The 22,046-nt window shown below is 75.8% G+C and carries 1 protein-coding gene (only partly in view); it reads right to left on the minus strand.

Annotated elements, in window-relative coordinates:
• Window positions 1–8 precede the first annotated feature (8 nt).
• Window positions 9–22,046: the 3' portion of a type I polyketide synthase gene (locus ACMCNN_RS15905; protein WP_412741273.1), read on the minus strand. 5,277 nt of this gene lie beyond the right edge of the window; only the last 22,038 of its 27,315 coding nucleotides appear in the window; the start codon falls outside the window, past its right edge — the gene reads right to left on this strand; it ends in the stop codon at window positions 9–11.

Consider the following 22,046-nt stretch of genomic DNA (forward strand, 5'->3'; position numbering starts at 1 on the left):
CGTCTCCGTCATTGTTCGCCGGCACCGTCGAGTGCCGCCCGCACCAGGTCGTCCACGGACATCGCGTCGATCGATTCGTGTGCCGCGTCGCCGGTTTCGGCGCGGCCGGTCATCTCCAGCAGGGGCTGGAGCACGCCCAGTTCCCGCAGCCGGTCCAGGGGCACGGTGGCCAGCAGCCGCCGGATGTCGGCTTCCTCGTCGTCGGGGGCCGCGTCGGGCAGCATCTCGGCCAGGACGTACTCGGCCAGGGCCTGGGGTGTCGGGTGGTCGAACACCAGCGTGGCGGGCAGGTCGAGCCCGGTCGCCGAGGTCAGCCGGTTGCGCAGCTCCACCGTGGCCAGGGAGTCGAAGCCGAGGTCGCGGAAGGGTCGCTCGGCGGTGACCGCCGTGTCGGCGGTGCCGAGGACCTCGGCGGCCTGTTCCCGGACCAGGTCGAGGACCGCCTCCAGCCGTCCGGGCGCGGGCAGGGCGACCAGCCGGTCCCGCAGCGCGCCCAGCTGCGGCGGCCCCGCGGCGGCGGGCAGCTCGGCGAAGCCGGGCATGTCGTGCAGCAGGTTGCCGCGCATGCCGCGGGCGGCGCGACCCCGGTCGACCGCGACGACGACGGCGGTGGCCAGGTCCTCGCGGACGAGCTGGCGCAGCACCGTACAGGCGGCGGAAGGGTCCAGGGCGGCGATCCCGGCCCGGCGGGCGTGGGATTCGGCGTCGGCGGTGTCGGCCATGCCGCCGCCACCCCACGCGCCCCACGCGATGGAGGTCGCGGCGAGGCCGCGGGCGCGGCGCTGTTCGGCGAGGGCGTCGAGGACGGCGTTGGCGGCCGCGTAGTTGGCCTGGCCGGGGTTGCCGACCGCGGACGACGCCGAGGAGAACAGGACGAACGCGGCGAGGTCCCGGTCGGCGGTCAGCTCGTCGAGCAGCAGCGCCGGATCCACCTTGGCCCGGAAGACCCCGGTGAAGCGGTCCGGGGTGAGCCGGTCGAGGACACCGTCGTCGAGCACCCCGGCGGTGTGCACGACGCCGGTGAGGTCGTCGAGGTCGGCCAGCAGGGCGGTCATGGCGGCGCGGTCGGCCGCGTCCGCCCGGACCAGGCGGACCTCGGTGCCGAGCGCGGCCAGTTCGTCGCGCAGAGCGGTGGCGCCGGGCGCGTCCGGGCCGCGGCGGCTGACCAGGACGAGCCGTCCGGCGCCGTTGCGGGCCAGGGTCCGGGCGACGTGGGCGCCGAGCGCGCCGGTGCCGCCGGTGATCAGCACCGTCCCGGTCGGCTGCCACAGCGCCTGCGGGTCCGGGGCGGGCGCGGGCAGCAGGCGGCGGCCGAACACCCCGGTGGCGCGGACCGCGACCTGGTCCTCGCCGTCCAGCCCGTTCAGGATGGCGGCCAGGGCCGGCGCGGGCTGCGGGGTGGCGGGCAGGTCGATCAGGCCGCCCCAGCGGTCCGGGTACTCCATGGCGGCGACCCGGCCGAGGCCCCAGACGGCGGCCTGGAGCGGGTGCTCGACCAGGTCGCCGGGGCCGGTGGAGACCGCGCCGCGGGTGACGTTCCACAGTGGCGCCCTGACGCCCGCGTCACCGAGCGCCTGCACCACCGTGGCGGTCAGCACCGCGTCCTGCACCAGGCTGAGCACGCCCCGCACGTCTGCGCCGGTCAGGGCGGCGGCCAGGGCGGCCCGGTCGGGTCCGGTGACCGTGACCCGGATCAGGTCGGCGCCGAGGCCGTCGAGCACCCCGGTCTCCCACGCCCCGGCGTCCGGCGGCAGCAGGGCGAGCCACGGTCCGGACAGGGCCGTGGTGGGCGCTGTGGTCAGGCGCCGCCAGCCGATCCGGTGGCGCACCTCGTCGAGGGCGGCCTGGTCCTCGGCGCGGCGCCGCCAGTCGAGCAGGGCCGGCACCACCTCGGCCAGCGCCGTCCCGTCGACGTGCAGCATGCGTTCGAGCGCGGCGATGTCGTGGCGTTCCACCGCGTTCCAGATCGGGGCGTCGCCGACCGTCGGCGCGGTGGCCGGGCGGGGCGGGTCGGCCCAGAACCGCTGGTGCTGGAAGGCGTACGTCGGCAGGTCCACCCGGGCGACGTCGAGCCCGGCGAAGAACGCGCGCCAGTCGACGCGTACGCCGTGGGTGTGCAGCCGCGCCAGCGCGGTGACCAGGTCGGTCTCCTCGTCGCGGTCCTTGCGCAGCGCGGGCACCACCAGCGCCGGCGCGGTCACCGCCTCGGCGGCCAGCGCGGACAGCGCCGCATCCGGGCCGATCTCCAGGAACGTCCGCACACCGCGCGCGGCCAGCCCGTCGACGGCGTCGGCGAAGCGGACGGTGTCGCGGACGTGGTCCACCCAGTAGTCCGGGGTGGCCGGGTCGCCGGTGGTGGCGATCGGGATGCGCGCCGGTCCGAAGGTGAGGCCGGAGACCACGTCCCGGAAGTCGGCCAGCATGGGTTCCATCAGGGGCGAGTGGAAGGCGTGCGAGACCGGCAGCCGGGTGGCCTTGTCGAACCGGGCCGCGACGGCCAGCACCTCCTCCTCGGCGCCCGCGATGACGACCGAGGTGGGGCTGTTCACCGCGGCGATCGACACCAGGTCGGTCAGGTACGGCACGACCTGCGCCTCGGTGGCCCGCAGCGCGACCATCGCCCCGCCCGGCGGCAGCGCCCGCATCAGCCGGGCCCGCGCCGACACCAGGGTGCAGGCGTCCGCCAGGGACAGCACCCCGGCCACGTGCGCGGCCGCGATCTCGCCGACGGAGTGCCCGGCCAGGTGGTCGGGGCGTACGCCCCAGGATTCGACGAGGCGGTAGAGGGCGACCTCGACGGCGAACAGGGCGGGCTGGGCGTACCCGGTGTCGTTCAGGGCCTGCTGGTCGTCGCCCCACAGCACGTCGCGCAGATCGGGGTCGAGACCGGCCAGCACCTCGTCGAGCGCCGTGGCGAAGGCGGGGAACCGCGCGTACAGGGCGCGGCCCATGCCGATGCGCTGGCTGCCCTGCCCGGCGAACAGGAACGCGAGCTTGCCGCGGGCCGCCTCGCCGCGCAGTACCCCCGCCGTCCGGTCCTGTGCGAGGGCGGTCAGGCCCTCGGTCAGGTCGTCGTTGTCGCGGGCCAGCACCACGGCCCGGTGCTCGAACACCGACCGGCCGGTGGCCAGCGAGAATGCCACGTCACCGAGCGCGGCGGGCTCAGCTCGCGCCAGCAGCGCCGCGGCCTGGGTCCGCAACGCCTCAGGGGTACGGCCGGACACCAGCACCGGCAGCACGGCCGGGCTCGGAGCCGGGGTGGCGGCACCGAACCGGCCGGTCGGCGGCTCGGCCTCGGCGTGTTCCAGGATCACGTGGGCGTTGGTGCCGCTGGCGCCGAACGAGGAGACCGCGGCGCGCCGCGCCCGCCCCGTCGACGGCCACGGCACCGACTCGGTGAGCAGCTCGATCGCGCCCGCCGACCAGTCGACGTGCGAGGTGGGCCGGGCCACGTGCAGCGTGCGGGGCAGCACCCCGTGCCGCATGGCCTGCACCATCTTGATCACTCCGGCGACCCCGGAGGCGGCCTGGGTGTGGCCGATGTTGGACTTCACGGCGCCCAGCCGCAGCGGCGTCGTGCGGCCCTGCCCGTACGTGGCCAGCAGCGCCTGCGCCTCGATCGGGTCGCCGAGCCTGGTGCCGGTGCCGTGCGCCTCGACCGCGTCCACGTCGGACGGGGTGAGGCGGGCGGCGGCCAGCGCGCTGCGGATGACCCGCTGCTGGGCGGGGCCGCTCGGTGCGGTCAGGCCGTTGGAGGCGCCGTCGGAGTTGATCGCGGAGCCGCGCACCACCGCGAGGACCTGGTGGCCGTGGCGGCGCGCGTCGGAGAGCCGTTCCAGGACCAGCACGCCGACACCCTCGGCCCAGCCGGTGCCGTCCGCGTCGGAGGAGAACGCCTTGCACCGGCCGTCGGCGGACAGGGCGCCCTGGGCGCTGAACTCCTCGAAGCCGACCGGGGTGGACATGACAGTGACACCGCCCGCGAGGGCCAGCCCGCACTCCCCCGCCCGCAGCGCCTGCGCGGCCAGGTGCAGCGCCACCAGCGACGACGAGCACGCCGTGTCCACGGTGACCGTGGGGCCCTGCAGGCCGAACGTGTACGCGAGGCGCCCGGACAGCAGGCTGGCCGACTGGGCGGTCTGCCACTGCTGGCCGAACGTGTCGGCGTCCACCCGGTACTCGCCGCTGCCGCCGCCGACGAAGACCCCGGCGTCGCTGCCGCGCAACCCGGCCGGGTCGATGCCGGCGCGTTCCAGGGCCTCCCACGCGGTCTCCAGCACGAGGCGCTGCTGGGGGTCCATCACGAGGGCCTCGCGCGGGGAGATCGCGAAGAAGTCGGGGTCGAAGTCGGCCGCGTCGTACAGGAAGCCGCCCTGCCGGGTCACGCTGCGCATGCCGTCGAGGTCCCAGCCGCGGTCGGTGGGCATGGCGCCGACCGCGTCGACCCCGGCGTCGATCAGGCGCCACAGGTCCTCGGGCGAGCGGACGCCGCCGGGGTAGCGGCAGGCCATGCCGACGATCGCGATGGCGTCGGTCGCTGTCGCCGTGGCGGCGACCACGGGTGCCGGGGCCGGGCGGGCGCCGAGCAGTTCGTCGCGCAGGTGGTCGGCGAGTTCGGTCGGGGTCGGGTGGTCGAAGACCAGGGTCGCGGGCAGGGTGAGCCCGGTCGCGGCGGCGAGCTGGTTGCGCAGGTCCACCGCGGTCAGCGAGTCGAAACCGAGGTCCCGGAACGGCAGGTCGGCCTCGACCGGGTCGGTGCCGGTGTGCCCGAGCACCCCGGCGGCCGCGCCGCGCACCAGGGTCAGCAGCTCGTCGCGCCAGGCCGCCTCGGGCAGCTCCAGCAGCTGCCGCCGGAACGACGGGTCGGCCGCCGCCGCGCGGGCCGCCTCGGGCAGCTCGGCCAGCAGCGACGCGGCGCACGAGGGCGCGAACCGTTCCCACACGACGTCGGCGACGACAGCCTCGGTCTGGTCGGCGGCGACGGCCTGCGCCATCGCGTCGAGCGCGTACCGGGTCGCGATGACCGGCAGGCCGTTGCGGGCCAGGTGCGCGGCCATGCCCGCCTCGGTGGTCTCGGCCAGCGGCCCGAACGCGACGGCCGTGGCGGTCAGGCCGCGGTCGCGGCGGTTCCGCGCGTACCCGATCAGTTCGGCGCTGGTGGCGGACTCGGCGGCCTGGCCGCGGAAGCCCCACACCCCGGCGACCGAGGCCAGCACCACGAACGCGTCCAGCGGGCGGTCGCCGACCGCGGCGTCCACCTCGGCCAGCCCGGCGAGGTCACCGGCGGCGTAGATGACGGCGTCCGCGGTGGCGGGGTCCTCGACAGCCTGCGCCCCCGCGGCGGTGACCCACTCGGTGAGCTGGGGTGCGCCGCCGATCACGGCGACCGTGCCGCGCGGCTGCCACGCGTCGGTCGTGGGCTCGGCGCGCAGCAGGCGGCGGGCGTGCACACCGTCGGGACGTACCGAAATCTGGGTGTCCCGGCCCGTCAGGGCCGCCCGCAGGCCGTCGGGGTCGAAGCCGTCGGCCAGGTCGATGAGGCCGCCCCAGGCCTCCGGGGCCTCCAGCGCGGCCACCTGCGCGTCGCCCCACGCGGACGGCGCGGAGGTCACGCACCACAGCGGGCCGGTGATGCCGTGCCCGGCCAGCAGCGGCAGCACGGCGCTGGGCAGGTCGGGCAGCAGCGAGACGACGCCGTCGAAGCGGGCACCGGACGTCTCCGGCGCGATGCCCCCCACGAGGTCGACGCGCGCGGCCGGGTCGAGGGGCGCGGGCGGGGCGGCGGCCGAGCCGAGGGCCGCCAGGTCTGCGGGCCCTGCCGGAACAGCGGCCGGGCCGAGCGCCGCCAGCACCGCCTCCGCCCGGGAGTCGGGCTCGGCGGGCAGCAGCACCAGCCAGCGGCCGTCCAGGGTGGTGGGTGCGGTGGGCACCGGGTGCCAGGCGATCCGGTAGCGCCAGCGGCCGACGTCGACCGGGGCGGGCGCGGCAGCGCCGACCTCGGGCCAGAACCGCTGCCGCTGGAACCGGTACGTCGGCAGGTCGATCATGCGGGCGCCGGTGCCCGCGAAAAAGGCCCGCCAGTCGACGCTCGCGCCGGCCACGAACAGCCGTGCCAGCGCAGCGGCGAACGCGGCCTGCTCGGCGCGGCCCTGCCGCAGCACCGGGATGACGTCCAGGTCACCGGCCATCGCGGCGAGGGCGCCGTCCGGTCCGATCTCGACGAAGGTGTCCACCCCCGCCTCGGTGAGGGTGCGCAGGTGCTCGGCGTGGCGGACGGTGTCGCGCACGTGCCGCACCCAGTACTCGGGGGACGTGACGTCGCCCGAGGCCACGACGGGGATCCGCGGCTCGGCGAAGCTCAGCCCCGCGACCACGGCACGGAAGTCGGCCAGCATCGGCTCCATCAGGGCGGAGTGGAACGCGTGGCTGACCCGCAGCCGCCGGGTCCGCTCGAAGCGGGCGGCGACCGCCAGCACGGCCTGCTCGTCGCCGGACAGCACCACCGCGTCCGGGCCGTTGACCGCGGCCAGGGCGACGTCGTCAGTCAGGTACGGCTGGACCTCCTCCTCGCCGGCACGCACCGCGACCATGGCACCGCCGGGCGGCAGCGCCTGCATCAACCGGCCGCGCGCGGCGACCAGCGTGGCGGCGTCGGCCAGCGACAGCACCCCGGCCGCGTGCGCGGCGGCGATCTCCCCGACGGAGTGACCGGCGAGGAAGTCCGGGCGCAGGCCCAGCGACTCGGCCAGCCGGAACAGCGCCACCTCGACCGCGAACAGCGCGGGCTGCGCCCAGCCGGTCTGCTCGAGCAGGGCCGCGTCGTCGCCCCACACCACGTCGCGCAGCGGGCGGTCCAGCAGCACGTCGAGGTGCGCGGACGCCTCGTCGAACGCCTGCGCGAACACCGGGAACCGCGCGTGCAGGTCGCGGCCCATGCCGAGGCGCTGGGCGCCCTGGCCGGTGAACAGGAAGGCCAGCGGCCCGGCCGCGCGGCTGACGCCGCGGGCCACCTCTGTCCGTTCGCCGCCGGCCGCCAGCAGGGCGACCCGGTGCGGGTGCGCGGCCCGGCCCACAGCCAGCGTGTACGCGACATCCAGCGGGTCGCCGTCCACGGCGGTGACCGCGTCCAGTTGAGCCCGCAGCGCGTCGCGCGAGCGCCCCGACACCAGCCACGGCACCGCGGCCGGAATGGTCGTGGCCACGTCCGCTCCGCCGGTCGACAGGTCGGGGCCGTCGCTCGGCTGGCGGGGATCGGCGTCGACGGGCCGGGGTGCCTGTTCCAGCACGACATGGGCGTTGGTGCCGCTCAGGCCGAACGCGGAGACCCCGGCCCGGCGCGGCCGCCCGGTCCGCGGCCACGCGGCCGGCGACGTGAGCAGCTCGATAGCGCCGCTCGACCAGTCGACGTGCGACGACGGGGCGTCCACGTGCAGGGTCCTCGGCAGTTCGCCGTGCCGCATCGCCAGCAGCATCTTGATCACACCGGCCATGCCCGCGGCGGCCTGGGTGTGGCCGACGTTCGACTTCACAGAGCCCAGCAGCAGCGGATGCGCCCGGTCCAGGCCGAACGTGGTCAGCAGCGCCTGCGCCTCGATCGGGTCGCCCAGGCTGGTGCCGGTGCCGTGCGCCTCGACCGCGTCCACGTCGGACGGGGTGAGCCCGGCGTCGGTGAGGGCGGCGCGGATGACGCGCTGCTGGGACGGGCCGTTGGGGGCGGTCAGGCCGTTCGAGGCGCCGTCGGAGTTGATAGCGGAGCCGCGGATGACGCCCCACACCTCGTGGCCGTTGCGGACCGCGTCGGACAGCCGTTCCAGCACGAGCACGCCGACCCCCTCGGACCAGGAGGTGCCGTCGGCGGCCTCGGCGAACGCCTTGCACCGGCCGTCCGGGGCCAGGCCGCCCTGGCTGGTGAACTCGATGAACGAGTCGGGAGTGGACATCACCGACACGCCGCCCGCGAGCGCCAGCCCGCAGTCGCCCGCACGCAGCGCCCGGGCGGCGAGGTGGATCGCCACCAGCGACGACGAGCAGGCCGTGTCGACCGTCACGGTGGGACCCTCCAGGCCCAGCGCGTACGCGAGACGGCCGGACAGGACGCTGGCCGTGGTGCCGGTGGCGAGGTAGCCGAGCACGTCAGGGTCGCCCGCGCGGCGCAGCATCTCGCCGTAGTCCTGGCCGTTGGTGCCCACGTACACGCCGGTCTGGCTGCCGCGCAGGGTGCCCGCGGGAATGCCGGCCCGTTCCAGGGCCTCCCACGCGGTCTCCAGGACGAGGCGCTGCTGCGGGTCCATGGCCAGGGCCTCGCGCGGCGAGATGCCGAAGAACGCGGCGTCGAAGTCGGCGACCCCGGTCAGGAAGCCCGCCTCGCGGGTCGCCGAATGGCCCTCGGCCAGCATCGCCAGGTCCCAGCCGCGGTCGGTGGGGAACCGTGTGACGCCGTCGCGGCCCTCGGCCAGCAGCCGCCAGAACTGTTCGGGGGTGTCGGCGCCGCCCGGCATCCGGCAGCCGATCCCGACCACGGCGATCAGATCGTCGTCGGTGGCCACGGTGACGCTGACGCCCGGGACGGGGTCCGGCTCGCCGCGCAGCTCAGCGAAGAGGTGGTCGGCCAGCTCCACCGGCGTCGGGTAGTCGAAGACCAGCGACGCGGGCAGGGTCAGCCCCGTCGCCACCTGCAGCCGGTTGCGCAGCTCCAGGGTGGTCAGCGAGTCGAACCCGAGATCCTTGAACGCCTTGTCCGGCTCGACCTGGCCGGTGCCGGTGTGCCCGAGCACGGCGGCGACCTGCCCGCGCAACATCCCCAGCACGGCGGCCCGGTCGGCCGGGCGCGGCTCGGCCTTTTCCGGTGCGGCATGCGGTACCGGCACCAGCTCGGCGATCAACGGCAGCGGCCGGGCCAGGGTGAAGGCGGGAACGAAGCGGGACCAGTCGATGTCGGCCACGGTCACGGCGGCCTCGCCCGACTCGATGGCCCCGCGCAGCGCGGCGAGGGCGGGCGCGGTGGCCATCGGCTGGATCCCGCCGCGGCGCATCCGCTGCGCCATGCCGTCGGCCACCATGCCGCCGTCGGCCCACGCCCCCCACGCCACCGAGGTGGCGGGCAGACCCAGCGACCGCCGGTGCTCGGCCAGGGCGTCCAGGTAGGCGTTGGCCGCGGCGTAGTTGGCCTGGCCGGGGCCGCCGATCACCCCGGCGGTGGAGGAGAACAGGACGAACGCGGACAGCTCCCGGTCGCGGGTCAGCTCGTGCAGGTGCCGGGCGGCGTCCGCCTTCGGTGCGAGTACGGCGGTCAGCGCCGCCGGGGTCAGCTCGTCGAGCAGGCCGTCCGCGACGACCCCCGCCGCGTGGAACACCGCGGACACGGGATGCGCGGCCAGCACGGCGGCCAGTGCGGCACGGTCGGCGACGTCGCAGGCGACGATGTCCACCCTGGCCCCGAGGCCGGTCAGCTCGGCGCGCAGGTCGTCCGCGCCGGGGGCGTCCGGGCCGCGGCGCCCGGCCAGCAGCAGGTGGTCGGCGCCGGCGCGGGCCAGCCAGCGGGCCACGTGCGCGCCGATTCCGCCGGTGCCGCCGGTGACCAGCACGGTCCCGGCGGGCGGGAACCCGGTGCGGGCGCCGGCGACCGTGGCAGCGTCGTCGGCCCTGTCCGGGCGGGACGGGCTGTGGGTGAGGCGGCGGGCGTACACCCCGGCGGGCCGCAGCGCCACCTGGTCCTCGCTGCCGGTGAGCACGGCCGGTAGCCGTCGCACGGTGCCGGGGTCGGGGGTGGCCGGGAGGTCGATCAGGCCGCCCCAGCGGTGCGGCATCTCCAGGGCGGCGACCCGGCCGAGGCCCCACAGCATCGCCTGGTCGGGGCTGGTGAGACGGTCGGAGCGGCCCACGCTGACCGCACCGCGGGTGACCACCCACAGCTGGGCGTCCAGCCCGGTGTCACCGAGCGCCTGGATCGCCGCGAGCGTCGTGGACAGGCCGGTGACCAGCGACAGCACTCCGCCGAAGCGGTCGCCACCGGCGGTGACCTCGCGCAGCAGCGCGGCCGTCGCGGCGCGGTCGGCGCCGACCGGCACCCGTACGGTGGCCAGCCCCAGCCCGTCGAGCACCGCCCGTGACCACTCGTCGCTCTCGTCGTCGACCAGCGCGATCCACGGCGCGGCGGCGGGCCGCGACGACGGGCCGGTGACCGGCGTCCACGTCACCGCGTACCGCCAGCTGTCCACCAGGGCCTGCTCCCGGCCGGTACGCCGCCACGCCGCCAGCGCGGGCACCACCTCGGCGACCGCGACCCCGTCCAGCCGCAGGGTGGCCGCGACGGCGTCGAGGTCGGCGCGCTCGACGGCGGCCCAGAACTCGGCGTCGGCACCCGCGGCGTCCCCGGCGGCGGGCGCGGCGGCGGCCATCGGGTTCTCCGGCCAGAACCGCTGCCGCTGGAACGGGTAGGTCGGCAGGTCGATCACCCGGCCGCCGGTACCGCCCAGCACGGCGGCCCAGTCCACCGGGACACCGTGGACATGCAGGCCCGCCACGGCCGCCAGCAGGGTGGCGGCCTCGGGCCGCTCGGCGCGCATGACGGGCAGCAGCGCATGCTCCCCGGCCGCGCCGGACAGGGTTTCCCCCGCCCCCGACAGGGTTTCCTGCGCCATGCCGGAGAGCACCCCGGCCGGGCCCAGCTCCAGGAATGTGCGCACCCCGTCGGCGGCCAGCCAGGCGATGCCGTCGGCGAAGCGCACGGTGGCGCGGACCTGCTCCACCCAGTAGTCCGGCGTGGTCAGCTGGTCGGCGGTGGCGAGGGTCCCGGTCACCGTGGAGACGATCGGCACCTGCGGCGCCGCATACGTCACGCGGGATGCGACCTCGCGGAACTCGGCCAGCATCGGTTCCATCAGCGGTGAGTGGAACGCGTGGCTGACCCGCAGCCGCGACGTCCGCGCGAAGCGGGCGGCGACCGCCAGTACGGCGTCCTCGGCGCCGGAGAGCACCACCGACGTCGGACCGTTGACGGCGGCGATGGCGACGCCGGGCGTCAGCAGTTCGCGGACCTGTTCCTCGCGGGCCTGCACCGCGACCATCGCGCCGCCGGTCGGCAGCGCCTGCATGAGACGGCCGCGGGCCGCGACCAGCTCGGCCGCGTCGGCCAGCGGGAACACCCCGGCCACGTGCGCGGCCGCCAGCTCACCGACGGAGTGCCCGATCAGGTACGCCGGGTGCACCCCCCACGATTCGACCAGCCGGAAGAGCGCGACCTCCAGCGCGAACAGGGCGGGCTGGGCGGCACCGGTCCCGTCGAGCGCGGCGGCGTCCGTGCCGAACATCAGCTCCCGCAGCGGCCGGTCCAGGTGGACGTCCAGGTGCGCGGTGACCTCGTCGAACGCGTCCGCGAACGCCGGGAAGCGGTGATACAGCTCGCGGCCCATGCCGAGCCGCTGCGCGCCCTGACCGGTGAACAGCAGCGCCGGACGACTGCGGGTGGTGGCGGTGCCGCGGAGCAGGCCCGCCCCGGGCAGATCGTCGCGCAGCGCGGTGAGCCCGCGGACCAGGTCGTCCGCGTCGGCGGCGACCACGGCGGCCCGCCGTTCGAAGCTCGTCCGGGTGGTGGCCTGCGACACGGCGAGATCGGCCAGCCGCACGTCGTCCCGGCGCAGCAGATCGAGCAGGCGATCGGCCTGGGCGCGCAGGGCGTCGTCGGTGCGCCCCGACAGCAGTACGGGAAGCGGCCCCGGCGCGGCGGCCACGCCGATCGGCTCGCCAGCGGACAGCCCGGCGGAGCCCGAATCTGCCGGGACGTCGGCGGCCGGGGCGGCCGGGACGTCGGCGGGTGGGGCAGGCGGGACGTCGGCGGGTGGGGCGGCTTCGAGGATGGCGTGGGCGTTGGTGCCGCTGAGCCCGAACGACGACACCGCGCTGCGGCGTACCCGCCCGGTCCCGGGCCACGGCATCGGTTCGGTGAGCAGGGCGATGGTGCCCGGCGACCAGTCCACGTGCGTGGACGGCTGGTCGATGTGCAGCGACTTCGGGACGTACCCGTGCCGCATGGCCAGCACCAGCTTGATCACGCTGGCGACGCCGGAGGCCATCTGGGTGTGCCCGATGTTGGACTTCACAGAACCCAGCAGCAGCGGCCGCTCGCCCCGCTCCCGCCCGTACGTGGCGAACAGGGCCCGGGCCTCGATCGGGTCGCCGAGCGCGGTGCCGGTGCCGTGGCCTTCGAGGACGTCCACGTCGGACGGTGCGACGTCGGCGGCGGCCAGGGCGCGCTGGATGACCCGCTGCTGGGCGGGGCCGCTGGGTGCGGTCAGCCCGTTGGAGACGCCGTCGGAGTTGATCGCGGTGCCCTTGACCACGGCGAGGATTCGGTGGCCGTGGCGGCGTGCGTCGGACATCCGTTCCAGCAGCACCAGGCCGACGCCCTCGGCGAGGGTCATGCCGTCGGCGGCCTCGGCGTACGCCTTGCAGCGGCCGTCGACCGCGAGGGCCCGCTGCCGGCTGAACCCGACGAACGCGCCAGGAGTGGCCATGACGCTGACGCCGCCCGCCAGGGCGAGGCTGCTCTCGCCGTCGCGCAGCGACCGGCAGGCCAGGTGCAGCGCGACCAGCGACGAGGAGCAGGCGGTGTCGAGGGTGACGGCGGGGCCTTCGAGGCCGAGCAGGTAGTTGACCCGGCCGGACAGGATGCTGGAGAGCGAGCCGGTGATCATGTAGCCCTCGGCGCCGTCCGTGGATTCGGCGCCCGCCCGGGCGTTCGTGTAGTCCTGGTAGCTGGCGCCGATGAACGCGCCGGTGAGGCTGCCGCGCAGCGTGCGCGGGTCGATCCCGGCCCGTTCGATGGTCTCCCACGCGGTCTCCAGCAGCAGCCGCTGCTGGGGGTCCATGGCCAGCGCCTCGCGGGGGTTGATGCCGAAGAAGCCGGGGTCGAAGTCGGCCACGTCGCGCAGGAAGCCGCCCTGCACCGAGTACGTGGCCCCCGCCCGGTCCGGGTCGGCGTCGAACAGCGTGTCGGCGTCCCAGCCCCGGTCGCCGGGGAACGGCGAGATCGCGTCGCCCCCGGCCACGACCAGGTCCCACAGTTCGTCCGGCGAGGTGACGCCGCCGGGGTAGCGGCAGCCCATGCCGATGATGACGATCGGGTCGTCGTCGGTGGGCGCGACCACCACGGGGCCCGCGACGCCTGCATCGGCGCCCTCGATCCGGCCGCGCAGGAAGTCCGCGAGTGCGAGGGGGTTCGGGTGGTCGAAGACCATCGTGGTGGGCAGGGTCAGGCCGGTCGCGGCGACGAGGCGGTTGCGCAGGTCGACCGCGGTCAGCGAGTCGAAGCCGACGTCGCGGAATGCCTGGTGCTCGGCGACGGCGTCACCGGCGGCGTGGCCGAGGACCGTGGCCGCCGTGGTGCGTACCAGCTCCAGCAGGGCCCGTTCCCGTTCGGGCCGGGACATGGCGCGCAGCGTCGCGGCGAAGCCGTCGTCGGTCGCGCGCACGGGGGCGGCCTCGGCGAGCCGGGCGACCTCGGGCAGGTCGTCGAAGAGGCGGCTCGGCCGGGCCGCGGTGAAGACCGGGTGGTAGCGGTCCCAGTCGATCGCGGCCACGGTCAGCTCTGTGTCGTCGCCCTCGACGGCCTTGCGCATGGCCTCCAGCGACAGCCGGGCGTCCATGAAGACCAGGCCGCTGCCGCGGATCTGCTCCGGGTCGACCCGGCCCAGGCCGAGGTCGTCGGCCCAGATGCCCCACGCCACGGCGGTGGCGTGCAGGCCGCGCGCCCGCCGCTGCAGGGCCAGGGCATTCAGGTACGCGTTGGCCGCCACGTACGCGGCGTGGTGGCCGCTGCCCCAGGTGCCGGAGATCGAGGAGAACATCAGGAACGTGTCGACCCGGTCGTCGAGCAGTTCGTCGAGGTGCCGGGCGCCGACCGTCTTGGCGTGCAGCACCCGGTTGACCTGGTCGACGTTCGTGTCGGCCAGCGCCGCCAGCTCGATCACGGCGGCGGTGTGCACGACGGTGCGGACGTCGTCGAGGGTGGACAGCAGGTCGGCGAGGGCCGCCTTGTCGGTGATGTCGCAGGAGCGGATCTCGATCCGGGTGCCCAGGGCGGAGATCGTCTCGATGATCTGCTCGGCGCCCGGTGCGGCCATGCCGCTGCGGCTGACCAGCACGATGTGTTCGGCGCCGTGGTGGGCGGCCCAGCCCGCGATGTGCGGGCCGAGGGTGCCGGTGCCGCCGGTGATCAGGGTGGTGCCGCCGAACGACCACGCCCGTTCGGGCTGGGGCCGGGCGGGGGCGCGCAGCAGGCGGCGGACCAGCGCCCCGGAGGCGCGGATCGCCAGCTGGTCCTCGCCGGTGGCGCCGGTCAGCACCGCGGCCAGGCGCTGCCCGGCGCGCGCGTCGAGCACCTCGGGCAGGTCGATGGTGCCGCCCCAGCGCTGCGGTGCCTCCAGCGCCGCCGACCAGGTCAGGCCCATCGCCGGGGCCTGGCCGGGGTGGGTGACCCGGTCGGAGCGGCCGGTGGCGACGGCGCCGCGGGTCAGCGTCCACACCACGGCGGTGAGGTCGAGGTCGGTCACGGCCTGCGCCAGCGCGAGGGTCAGCGCGAGCCCGAACGACGTGGCCGGGAAGTCGGGCATCGGGCGCTCGTCGGCGGCCAGCACGGACACGATGCCGGTGACGCCGTCGGCGGCTGCGAACGGTCCGGCGAGCCGGTCGGCCAGCACGGCGCGGTCGGTGCAGGACTCGTCCAGCACCAGGGGGTGTACGTCGGCGCCGTGGGCGCGCAGGGCCGCGGCGACGTCCTCGCCGTCGATGTGGTCCGTGGTGACCAGCAGCCAGGTGCCGGACAGCGCGGCCAGGGGCAGGCTGCTCAGCGGCGACCAGCCGGTCCGGTAGCGCCACGAGTCGGTGGTGGACTCGTCGCGCCGTTGCCGCCGCCAGGTGGACAGGGCGGGCAGCAGCGGGGCCAGCGACGCGCCGTCGATGTCGAGGGTGGCGCTCAGGGCGTCCAGGTCGGCACCGTCGACGGCCGCCCAGAACTCGGCGTCGACCGGATCGGCGGCGGCGGGGCCGTCGAGGGGCGGCATCGACCAGAAGCGCTCGTGCTGGAACGCGTAGGTGGGCAGCGCGATGCGGCGGCCGCCGGGGAAGCAGGGGGTCCAGTCGACGCCGAACCCGCGGACGAACAGCTCCGCGACCGAGGTGAGCAGGCGCGACATCGCGCCCAGGTCGCGGCGCAGGGTGCCCACGACGACGGCCCGGGCGCCCGCGTCGGCGACGGTGTCCTCCAGCCCCACCGCCAGCACGGGATGGGAGCTGACCTCGACGAACCCGCGGTGCCCCGCCGCCAGCAGGGTCCGCACGGCGTCGTGCAGCAGCACGGTCTGCCGCAGGTTGCGGTACCAGTAGTCCGGGCCGGTCACCGGCTCTGTCACCCACTGCCCGGTGACCGTGGACAGGAACGGCACCTCGGGCACCCGCGCTTCGACGCCGGTCAGCTCGGCCAGCAGGTCGTCGCGCAGCTGTTCGACCATGGCGGAGTGCGACGCGTAGTCCACCGGGATCCGCTTGACCCTGACGCCTTCGGCGATGAGCTGCTCGCACAGCTCGTCCAGGGCCAGGGTTTCGCCGGAGACGGCGACGGAGCGGGGCCCGTTGTCGGCGGCGAGGGACACCCGGCCGCCGTAGCCGGCGATGCGCTCGCGGACCTCGTCGGCGGGCAGCGGCACGGAGGCGATGCCGCCGCGACCGGACATGACCCGCCCGATCACCCGGCTGCGCAGCGCGACGACCTTCGCGGCGTCCTCCAGAGACAGCGCGCCGCTGACGCAGGCGGCGGCGATCTCGCCCTGCGAGTGGCCGATCACCGCGTCCGGGACGACTCCGAACGCCCGCCACACCTCGGCCAGCGACACCATCACGGCCCACGAGGCGGGCTGCACGACGTCCACCCGGTCGAATGACGGCGCGCCGGGGGCCTGCCGCAGCACGTCCAGCAGGGAGAAGTCCACGTACGGGGCGAGTGCGGCCGCGCACTCGGCCATCCGGGCGGCGAAGACCGGGGACTCCTCCAGCAGCCGCGCGCCCATGCCCGCCCACTGGGTGCCCTGGCCGGGGAAGACGAAGGTGATCTTGCCGGTGAGGTCGGCGACCCCGGTGACCGTCTCCGCGCCCAGGATCACCGACCGGTGGTCGAACAGGGTGCGGGCGGTGGCCAGCGAGTACCCGGCGTCCACCGCGCGCTGTCCCGCGACGGCGGCCAGCGTCGTCGCGGTCTGCGCGGCGAGGGCGGCCGGGGTCCGCGCGGAGATGATCCACGGCACGACCTCGGCGGGGGGCTCGGCGGAGACGTCGGGCGCGGCGACCGGTGCGGCCGGGGGTGCCTCCTCCAGCAGGGCGTGCGCGTTGGTGCCGCTGATGCCGAACGCGGAGACGCCGCACCGCCGGGGCCGGTCCCCCGTCGTCCACTCGCGCGGCTCGGCCAGCAGCGCGACCGCACCGGAACTCCAGTCCACGTGCGTCGACGGGGTCTCCACGTGCAGCGTGCGTGGCAGCACCCGGTGGCGCAGCGCCAGCACCATCTTCATGACGCCGGCCACGCCCGCCGCGGACTGGGTGTGCCCGATGTTCGACTTCACAGAGCCCAGCCACAGCGGACGGTCCGGGTCGCGGTCGCGCCCGTACGTGGCCAGCAGCGCCTGCGCCTCGATCGGGTCGCCGAGCCGGGTGCCGGTGCCGTGCGCCTCGATCGCGTCCACGTCGGACGGTTCGAGGCCGGCGTTGGCCAGCGCCTGCCGGATGACGCGTTGCTGCGACGGCCCGTTCGGGGCGGTCAGCCCGTTGGAGGCGCCGTCCTGGTTGACCGCGCTGCCGCGGACCACGGCGAGGATGTCGCGGCCGTTGCGCTGGGCGTCGGAGAGCCGTTCGAGGACGAGCATGCCGATGCCCTCGGAGACGGTCATGCCGTCGGCGGAGTCGGCGAACGCCTTGCACCGGCCGTCGGAGGCCAGGGCCCGCTGCCGGCTGAACGCGATCAGCGCCCTGGGGTTGGGCATGATGGTGGCCCCGCCGGCCAGCGCGAGGGTGCTCTCCCCGGCGCGCAGGGACTGGCAGGCCAGGTGCAGCGACACCAGCGAGGACGAGCAGGCGGTGTCGACGGTCAGCGCGGGACCCTCCAGGCCCAGCACGTACGACAGCCGCCCGGAGAGCACGCTCGGGATGGTGCCGGTGACCGCGTACCCTTCGGCGCCCTGCTCGTTGCCGCCGTACTCGGCGTAGCTGGAACCGATGAACGCGCCGGTCCGGCTGCCGCGCAGCGCGGTCGGGTCGATGCCCGCGCGTTCGATCGCCTCCCACGAGGTCTCCAGCAGCAGCCGCTGCTGCGGGTCCATGGACAGCGCCTCGCGCGGTGAGATGCCGAAGAACCCGGGGTCGAAGTCGCCCGCCTCGGCCAGGAATCCACCGGCGAGGGTATAGGTGGCCCCGGACCGGTCGGGGTCGGCGTCGTAGAGCGCGGCGACGTTGAAGCCCCGGTCGGCGGGGAACTCGGTGATCGCGTCGACGCCGTCGCTGACCAGCGCGAAGAACTCCTCCGGCGAGGTGGCGCCGCCGGGGAAGCGGCAGCTCATGCCGATGATCGCAATCGGCTCGTCGGCCGGGCCACCGGAGGGTACGGCGGCGGCGACCGCACCGGCCGTCCCGGACAGTTCGGCGTCGAGATGCTCGGCCAGCACCTCCGGGTTCGGGTAGTCGAAGACCAGGGTGGCGCTCAGTTCGAGCCCGGTGGCCGTACTCAGAGCCTTGCGCAGCTCGACCGCGGTGAGCGAGTCGAACCCGAGGTCCCGGAACGCACGCCGGTCGCCGACCTCGTCGGCGGTGCTGTGCCCGAGCACCGCGGCGGCCTGGCCGCGGACAAGGTCGAGCAGGCGGCGCCGCCGGTCCGGCGCGGCCAGGCCGCGCAGCTGCCGGGCGAACTCGGTGCCCTGCCCGGTGACCGCCTTCTCGGCCTCGGCCAGCGCCTTGACCTCGGGCAGGCCGGCGAACAGCGGGCTGGGCCGCACCGACGTGAAGATCGGGTGGTAGCGGGTCCAGTCCACGTCGGCGACGGTCACGGCGACGTCGCGCTGCACCAGGGCGCGCTGCAGTTCGGTGAGGGCGGCGTCGGGGTCCATCAGGGACAGGCCGCGCCGGGTGAAGCCCTCGGACATGGTCTCGTGGGTGGCCATGCCCACCTCGGCCCACGGCCCCCACGCCACGGCGGTGGCGGCCAGGCCGCGCGCCCGCCGCTGCTCGGCGAGGCCGTCGAGGAAGGCGTTGCCGGCCGCGTACGCGCACTGCCCGCCGCCGCCCCACTGCCCGGCGATCGAGCTGAACAGGACGAACATGTCGAGTGTCCGGTCGCCGAGCAGCTCGTCCAGGTGGGCGGCGCCGCGCACCTTCGCGGCCAGGATGTCGGCGAACTCGTCCAGGCTGGTCTGTGCCAGCGGCGAGTTCTGCGCCGCGCCCGCCGCGTGCACGACGCCCGTGAGGTCGTCTCCGGCGGCGGCGATGACGGCGGCCAGCGCGGCCCGGTCGGCGACGTCGCAGGCGACGATCTCGGTGTCGGCGCCGAGCGCGGCCAGTTCGTCGCGCAGCTGCGCCGCGCCGGGTGCGTCCGGGCCGCGGCGGCTGGTCAGGACGAGCTTGCGGGCGCCGTGCCGGGCCAGCCAGCGGGCCGCGGCGGCGCCGAGCCCGCCGGTGCCGCCGGTGACCAGGACGGTGCCCCGGGCGGTGAACTCGCCGTCGGCGGGCAGGGCCTCGACGCGGCGCCGCAGTACCCGCCGGGCGTACAGTCCGGAGCCGCGCACCGCTACCTGGTCCTCGCCCGCGATCCCGGCCAACGCGGTGACCAGCTTGTCGACGACGGCCGCATCATCGGTGGCGGGCACGTCGACGAGACCGGCCCAGCGGCGCGGGTATTCCAGGGCGGCGACGCGGCCCAGGCCCCAGACGGCGGCCTGCGCGGGCGAGGTGACCCGGTCGTGGTCGCCGGTCCCGACGGCGCCGCGGGTGACACTCCACAGTGGCGCGTCGAGGACCTGCACGAGGGTGGCGGTGAGCGCGAGGCCGAGGGTCAGCGCCGGGTGGGGACTCTCGTCCAGCGCGGCCAGCGACACCGCGGCGGCGACGTCGGCGGGCAGCCGCCCGGCCAGCGCCCGGGGGTCGGTGCAGGACTCGTCGAGTTCGACCTGTTCCACCCGCGCGCCGTGGGCGGTGAGGGCGTCGCGCAGCCGCGTGGCGAGGTCGGCCTGCGCGCCGGTGCTCAGCAGCAGCCAGGTGCCGTCGAGCACGGGGCTGGCGGTGACCCGCAGCGGCACCCACGCCGTCCGGTAGCGCCACCCGTCGAGCTGGGAGCGGCGCTGGTTGCCCCGGCGCCAGGACGAGAGCGCGGGCAGCAGGCCGTCCAGGCCGGCCCCGGTGTCGACGTGCAGCAGCCGGGCGAGTTCGCGGGCGTCGCCGCGTTCGACGGCGGCCCACAGCTCTTCGTCGCCGGTGGCACCGTCGCCACCGGTCGGCGTCTGGTCGGCGACGGGCCAGAAGAACGAGTGCTGGAACGCGTACGTCGGCAGGTCGACGCGCCGGGCACCGGTACCCGCGAAGTAGCCGTTCCAGTCGGGCGCGGCGCCGCGCGCCCACAGCCGGGCGAGGGCGGTCGCCACCGACTGCGGCTCGGCCCGCTTCGCGCGCAGCAACGGTACGGCGCAGACGCCGTCGCCCAGCACGTCGGACACCATGGCGGACAGCACAGCGTCCGGCCCCAGCTCGACGTACGTGCCGGCGCCCGCGTCGTGCAGCGCCCGTACCGTGTCGGCGAACCGCACGGTGTCGCGCGCGTGCCGGACCCAGTACTCGGGTTCCGTGACGTCGCCCCCCGCGACGACCGGGATCGTCGGCTGGTGGAAGGTCAGCCCGGCGACCACGGCCCGCAGCTCGTCCAGGACGGGTTCCATCAGGGCTGAGTGGAACGCGTGGCTGACCCGCAGCCGCCGCGACCTGTCGAACCGCCCGGACACGGCCAGCACGGCGTCCTCGGCACCGGCGACGACCACCGAGTCGGGGCCGTTGACCGCGGCGAGGGACACGTCCGGTCCCAGCAGCGGCAGCACGTCGGGTTCGGCGGCCCGGATCGAGACCATCGCGCCACCGGCGGGCAGCGCCTGCATGAGCCGCCCCCGGGCGACGATCAGCGCGGCGGCGTCGGCCAGCGACAGCACCCCGGCCACGTGCGCGGCGGTGATCTCGCCGATGGAGTGGCCCGCGAGCTGCGCCGGGCGCAGCCCGAACGACTCGGCCAGCCGGTACAGCGCCACCTCGACCGCGAAGATCGCCGGTTGCGCCCAGCCGGTCTGGTCCAGCAGGTCACCGTCGGTGTCGAAGATGACCTCGCGCAGCGGCCGTTCGGTGCCGGTCGGGGCGGCCGTCAGGTGCCGGTCCAGTTCCGCCGTCACGGCGTCGAAGGCCCTGGCGAATACGCCGAACCGGGCGTACAGGTCGCGGCCCATGCCCGCGCGCTGGCTGCCCTGACCGGTGAACAGCACCGCGATCCGGCTGTGCCGGGCCTCGTCCTCGACGACGCCCGGGTCGGGGGCACCGGTGGCCAGCGCGGTCAGCGACCGCAGCAGTTCCGCCCGGTCGTCGCCGACGACTGCGGCCCGCTGCTCGAAGGAGGACCGGGTGACGGCCAGCGACAGGGCGACGTCCGCGGGTTCGAGCTGCGGCTGGCTTTCCAGGTACGCGCGCAGGCGGGCGGCCTGGGCGCGGACCGCGGCGCGGGTCTTGCCGGACACCAGCCACGGCACGGTGCCCGCGGGACGCCGGGGCGCCGGGGCGGGCACGGCGGGCGGCTGCTCGATGATGACGTGCGCGTTCGTGCCGCTGATGCCGAACGAGGACACCCCGGCCCGGCGCGGCCGGTCCACCGACGGCCAAGCGACCGCCTCGGTGGCCAGCTCGATCGCACCGCTGGCCCAGTCCACGTGCGACGACGGCCGGTCGATGTGCAGGGACCGGGGCACGGTGCCGTGCCGCATCGCCTGCACCATCTTGATCACCCCGGCCACACCCGCGGCGGCCTGGGTGTGCCCCATGTTCGACTTGACAGACCCGAGCAGCAGCGGCGTCTCCCGCTCCTGCCCGTACGTGGCCAGCAGCGCCTGCGCCTCGATCGGATCACCCAGCGCGGTGCCGGTGCCGTGCGCCTCGACGACGTCGACGTCGGTGATGGACAGTCCGGCCGTGGCCAGCGCCCGCCGGATCACCCGCTGCTGCGCGGGCCCGTTGGGGGCCATGAGTCCGTTGGACGCGCCGTCCTGGTTGACAGCGGAGCCGCGCAGCACCGCGAGGATCTCGTGGCCGTGGCGGCGGGCGTCGGACATGCGTTCCAGCACGAGAACGCCGACGCCCTCGGCCCAGCTCACCCCGTCGGCGGCGTCGGAGAACGCCTTGCACCGGCCGTCCGGGGCGAGGCCGCGCTGCCGGGAGAACTCGATCAGCGCCAGCGGGGTCGACATCACCGTGACGCCGCCGGCCAGGGCGAGCGAGCACTCCCCCGCGCGCAGCGCCTGCGCCGCCAGGTGCATGGCCACCAGCGACGACGAGCAGGCGGTGTCGATGGTGACGGCCGGCCCTTCCAGTCCCAGCGTGTACGAGACGCGGCCGGAGACGATGCTCGGCGAGGTGCCGCTGCCCTGCATGCCCTCGGAGTCCGCGCCGCCCGCGCCGTAGTCGCTGTACATCACGCCCGCGAACACGCCGGTCTGGCTGCCGCGCAGCGAGACCGGGTCGATGCCTGCATGCTCAACGGCCTCCCACACGGTCTCCAGCAGCAGGCGCTGCTGCGAGTCGGTGGCGACGGCCTCGCGCGGCGACATGCCGAAGAAGCCGGGGTCGAACTCCCCCGCGTCGTGCAGGTAGCCGCCGGACCGCACGTACGCGGTGCCGGGGTGGTCGGGGTCCGGGTGGTAGAGCTTCTCCAGGTCCCATCCGCGGTTGACGGGCAGGCCGGAGATGGCGTCGCGGCCCTCGGCGACCAGCTG

Source organism: Krasilnikovia sp. MM14-A1004 (genome assembly GCF_047159485.1).
Taxonomy (GTDB): domain Bacteria; phylum Actinomycetota; class Actinomycetes; order Mycobacteriales; family Micromonosporaceae; genus Actinoplanes.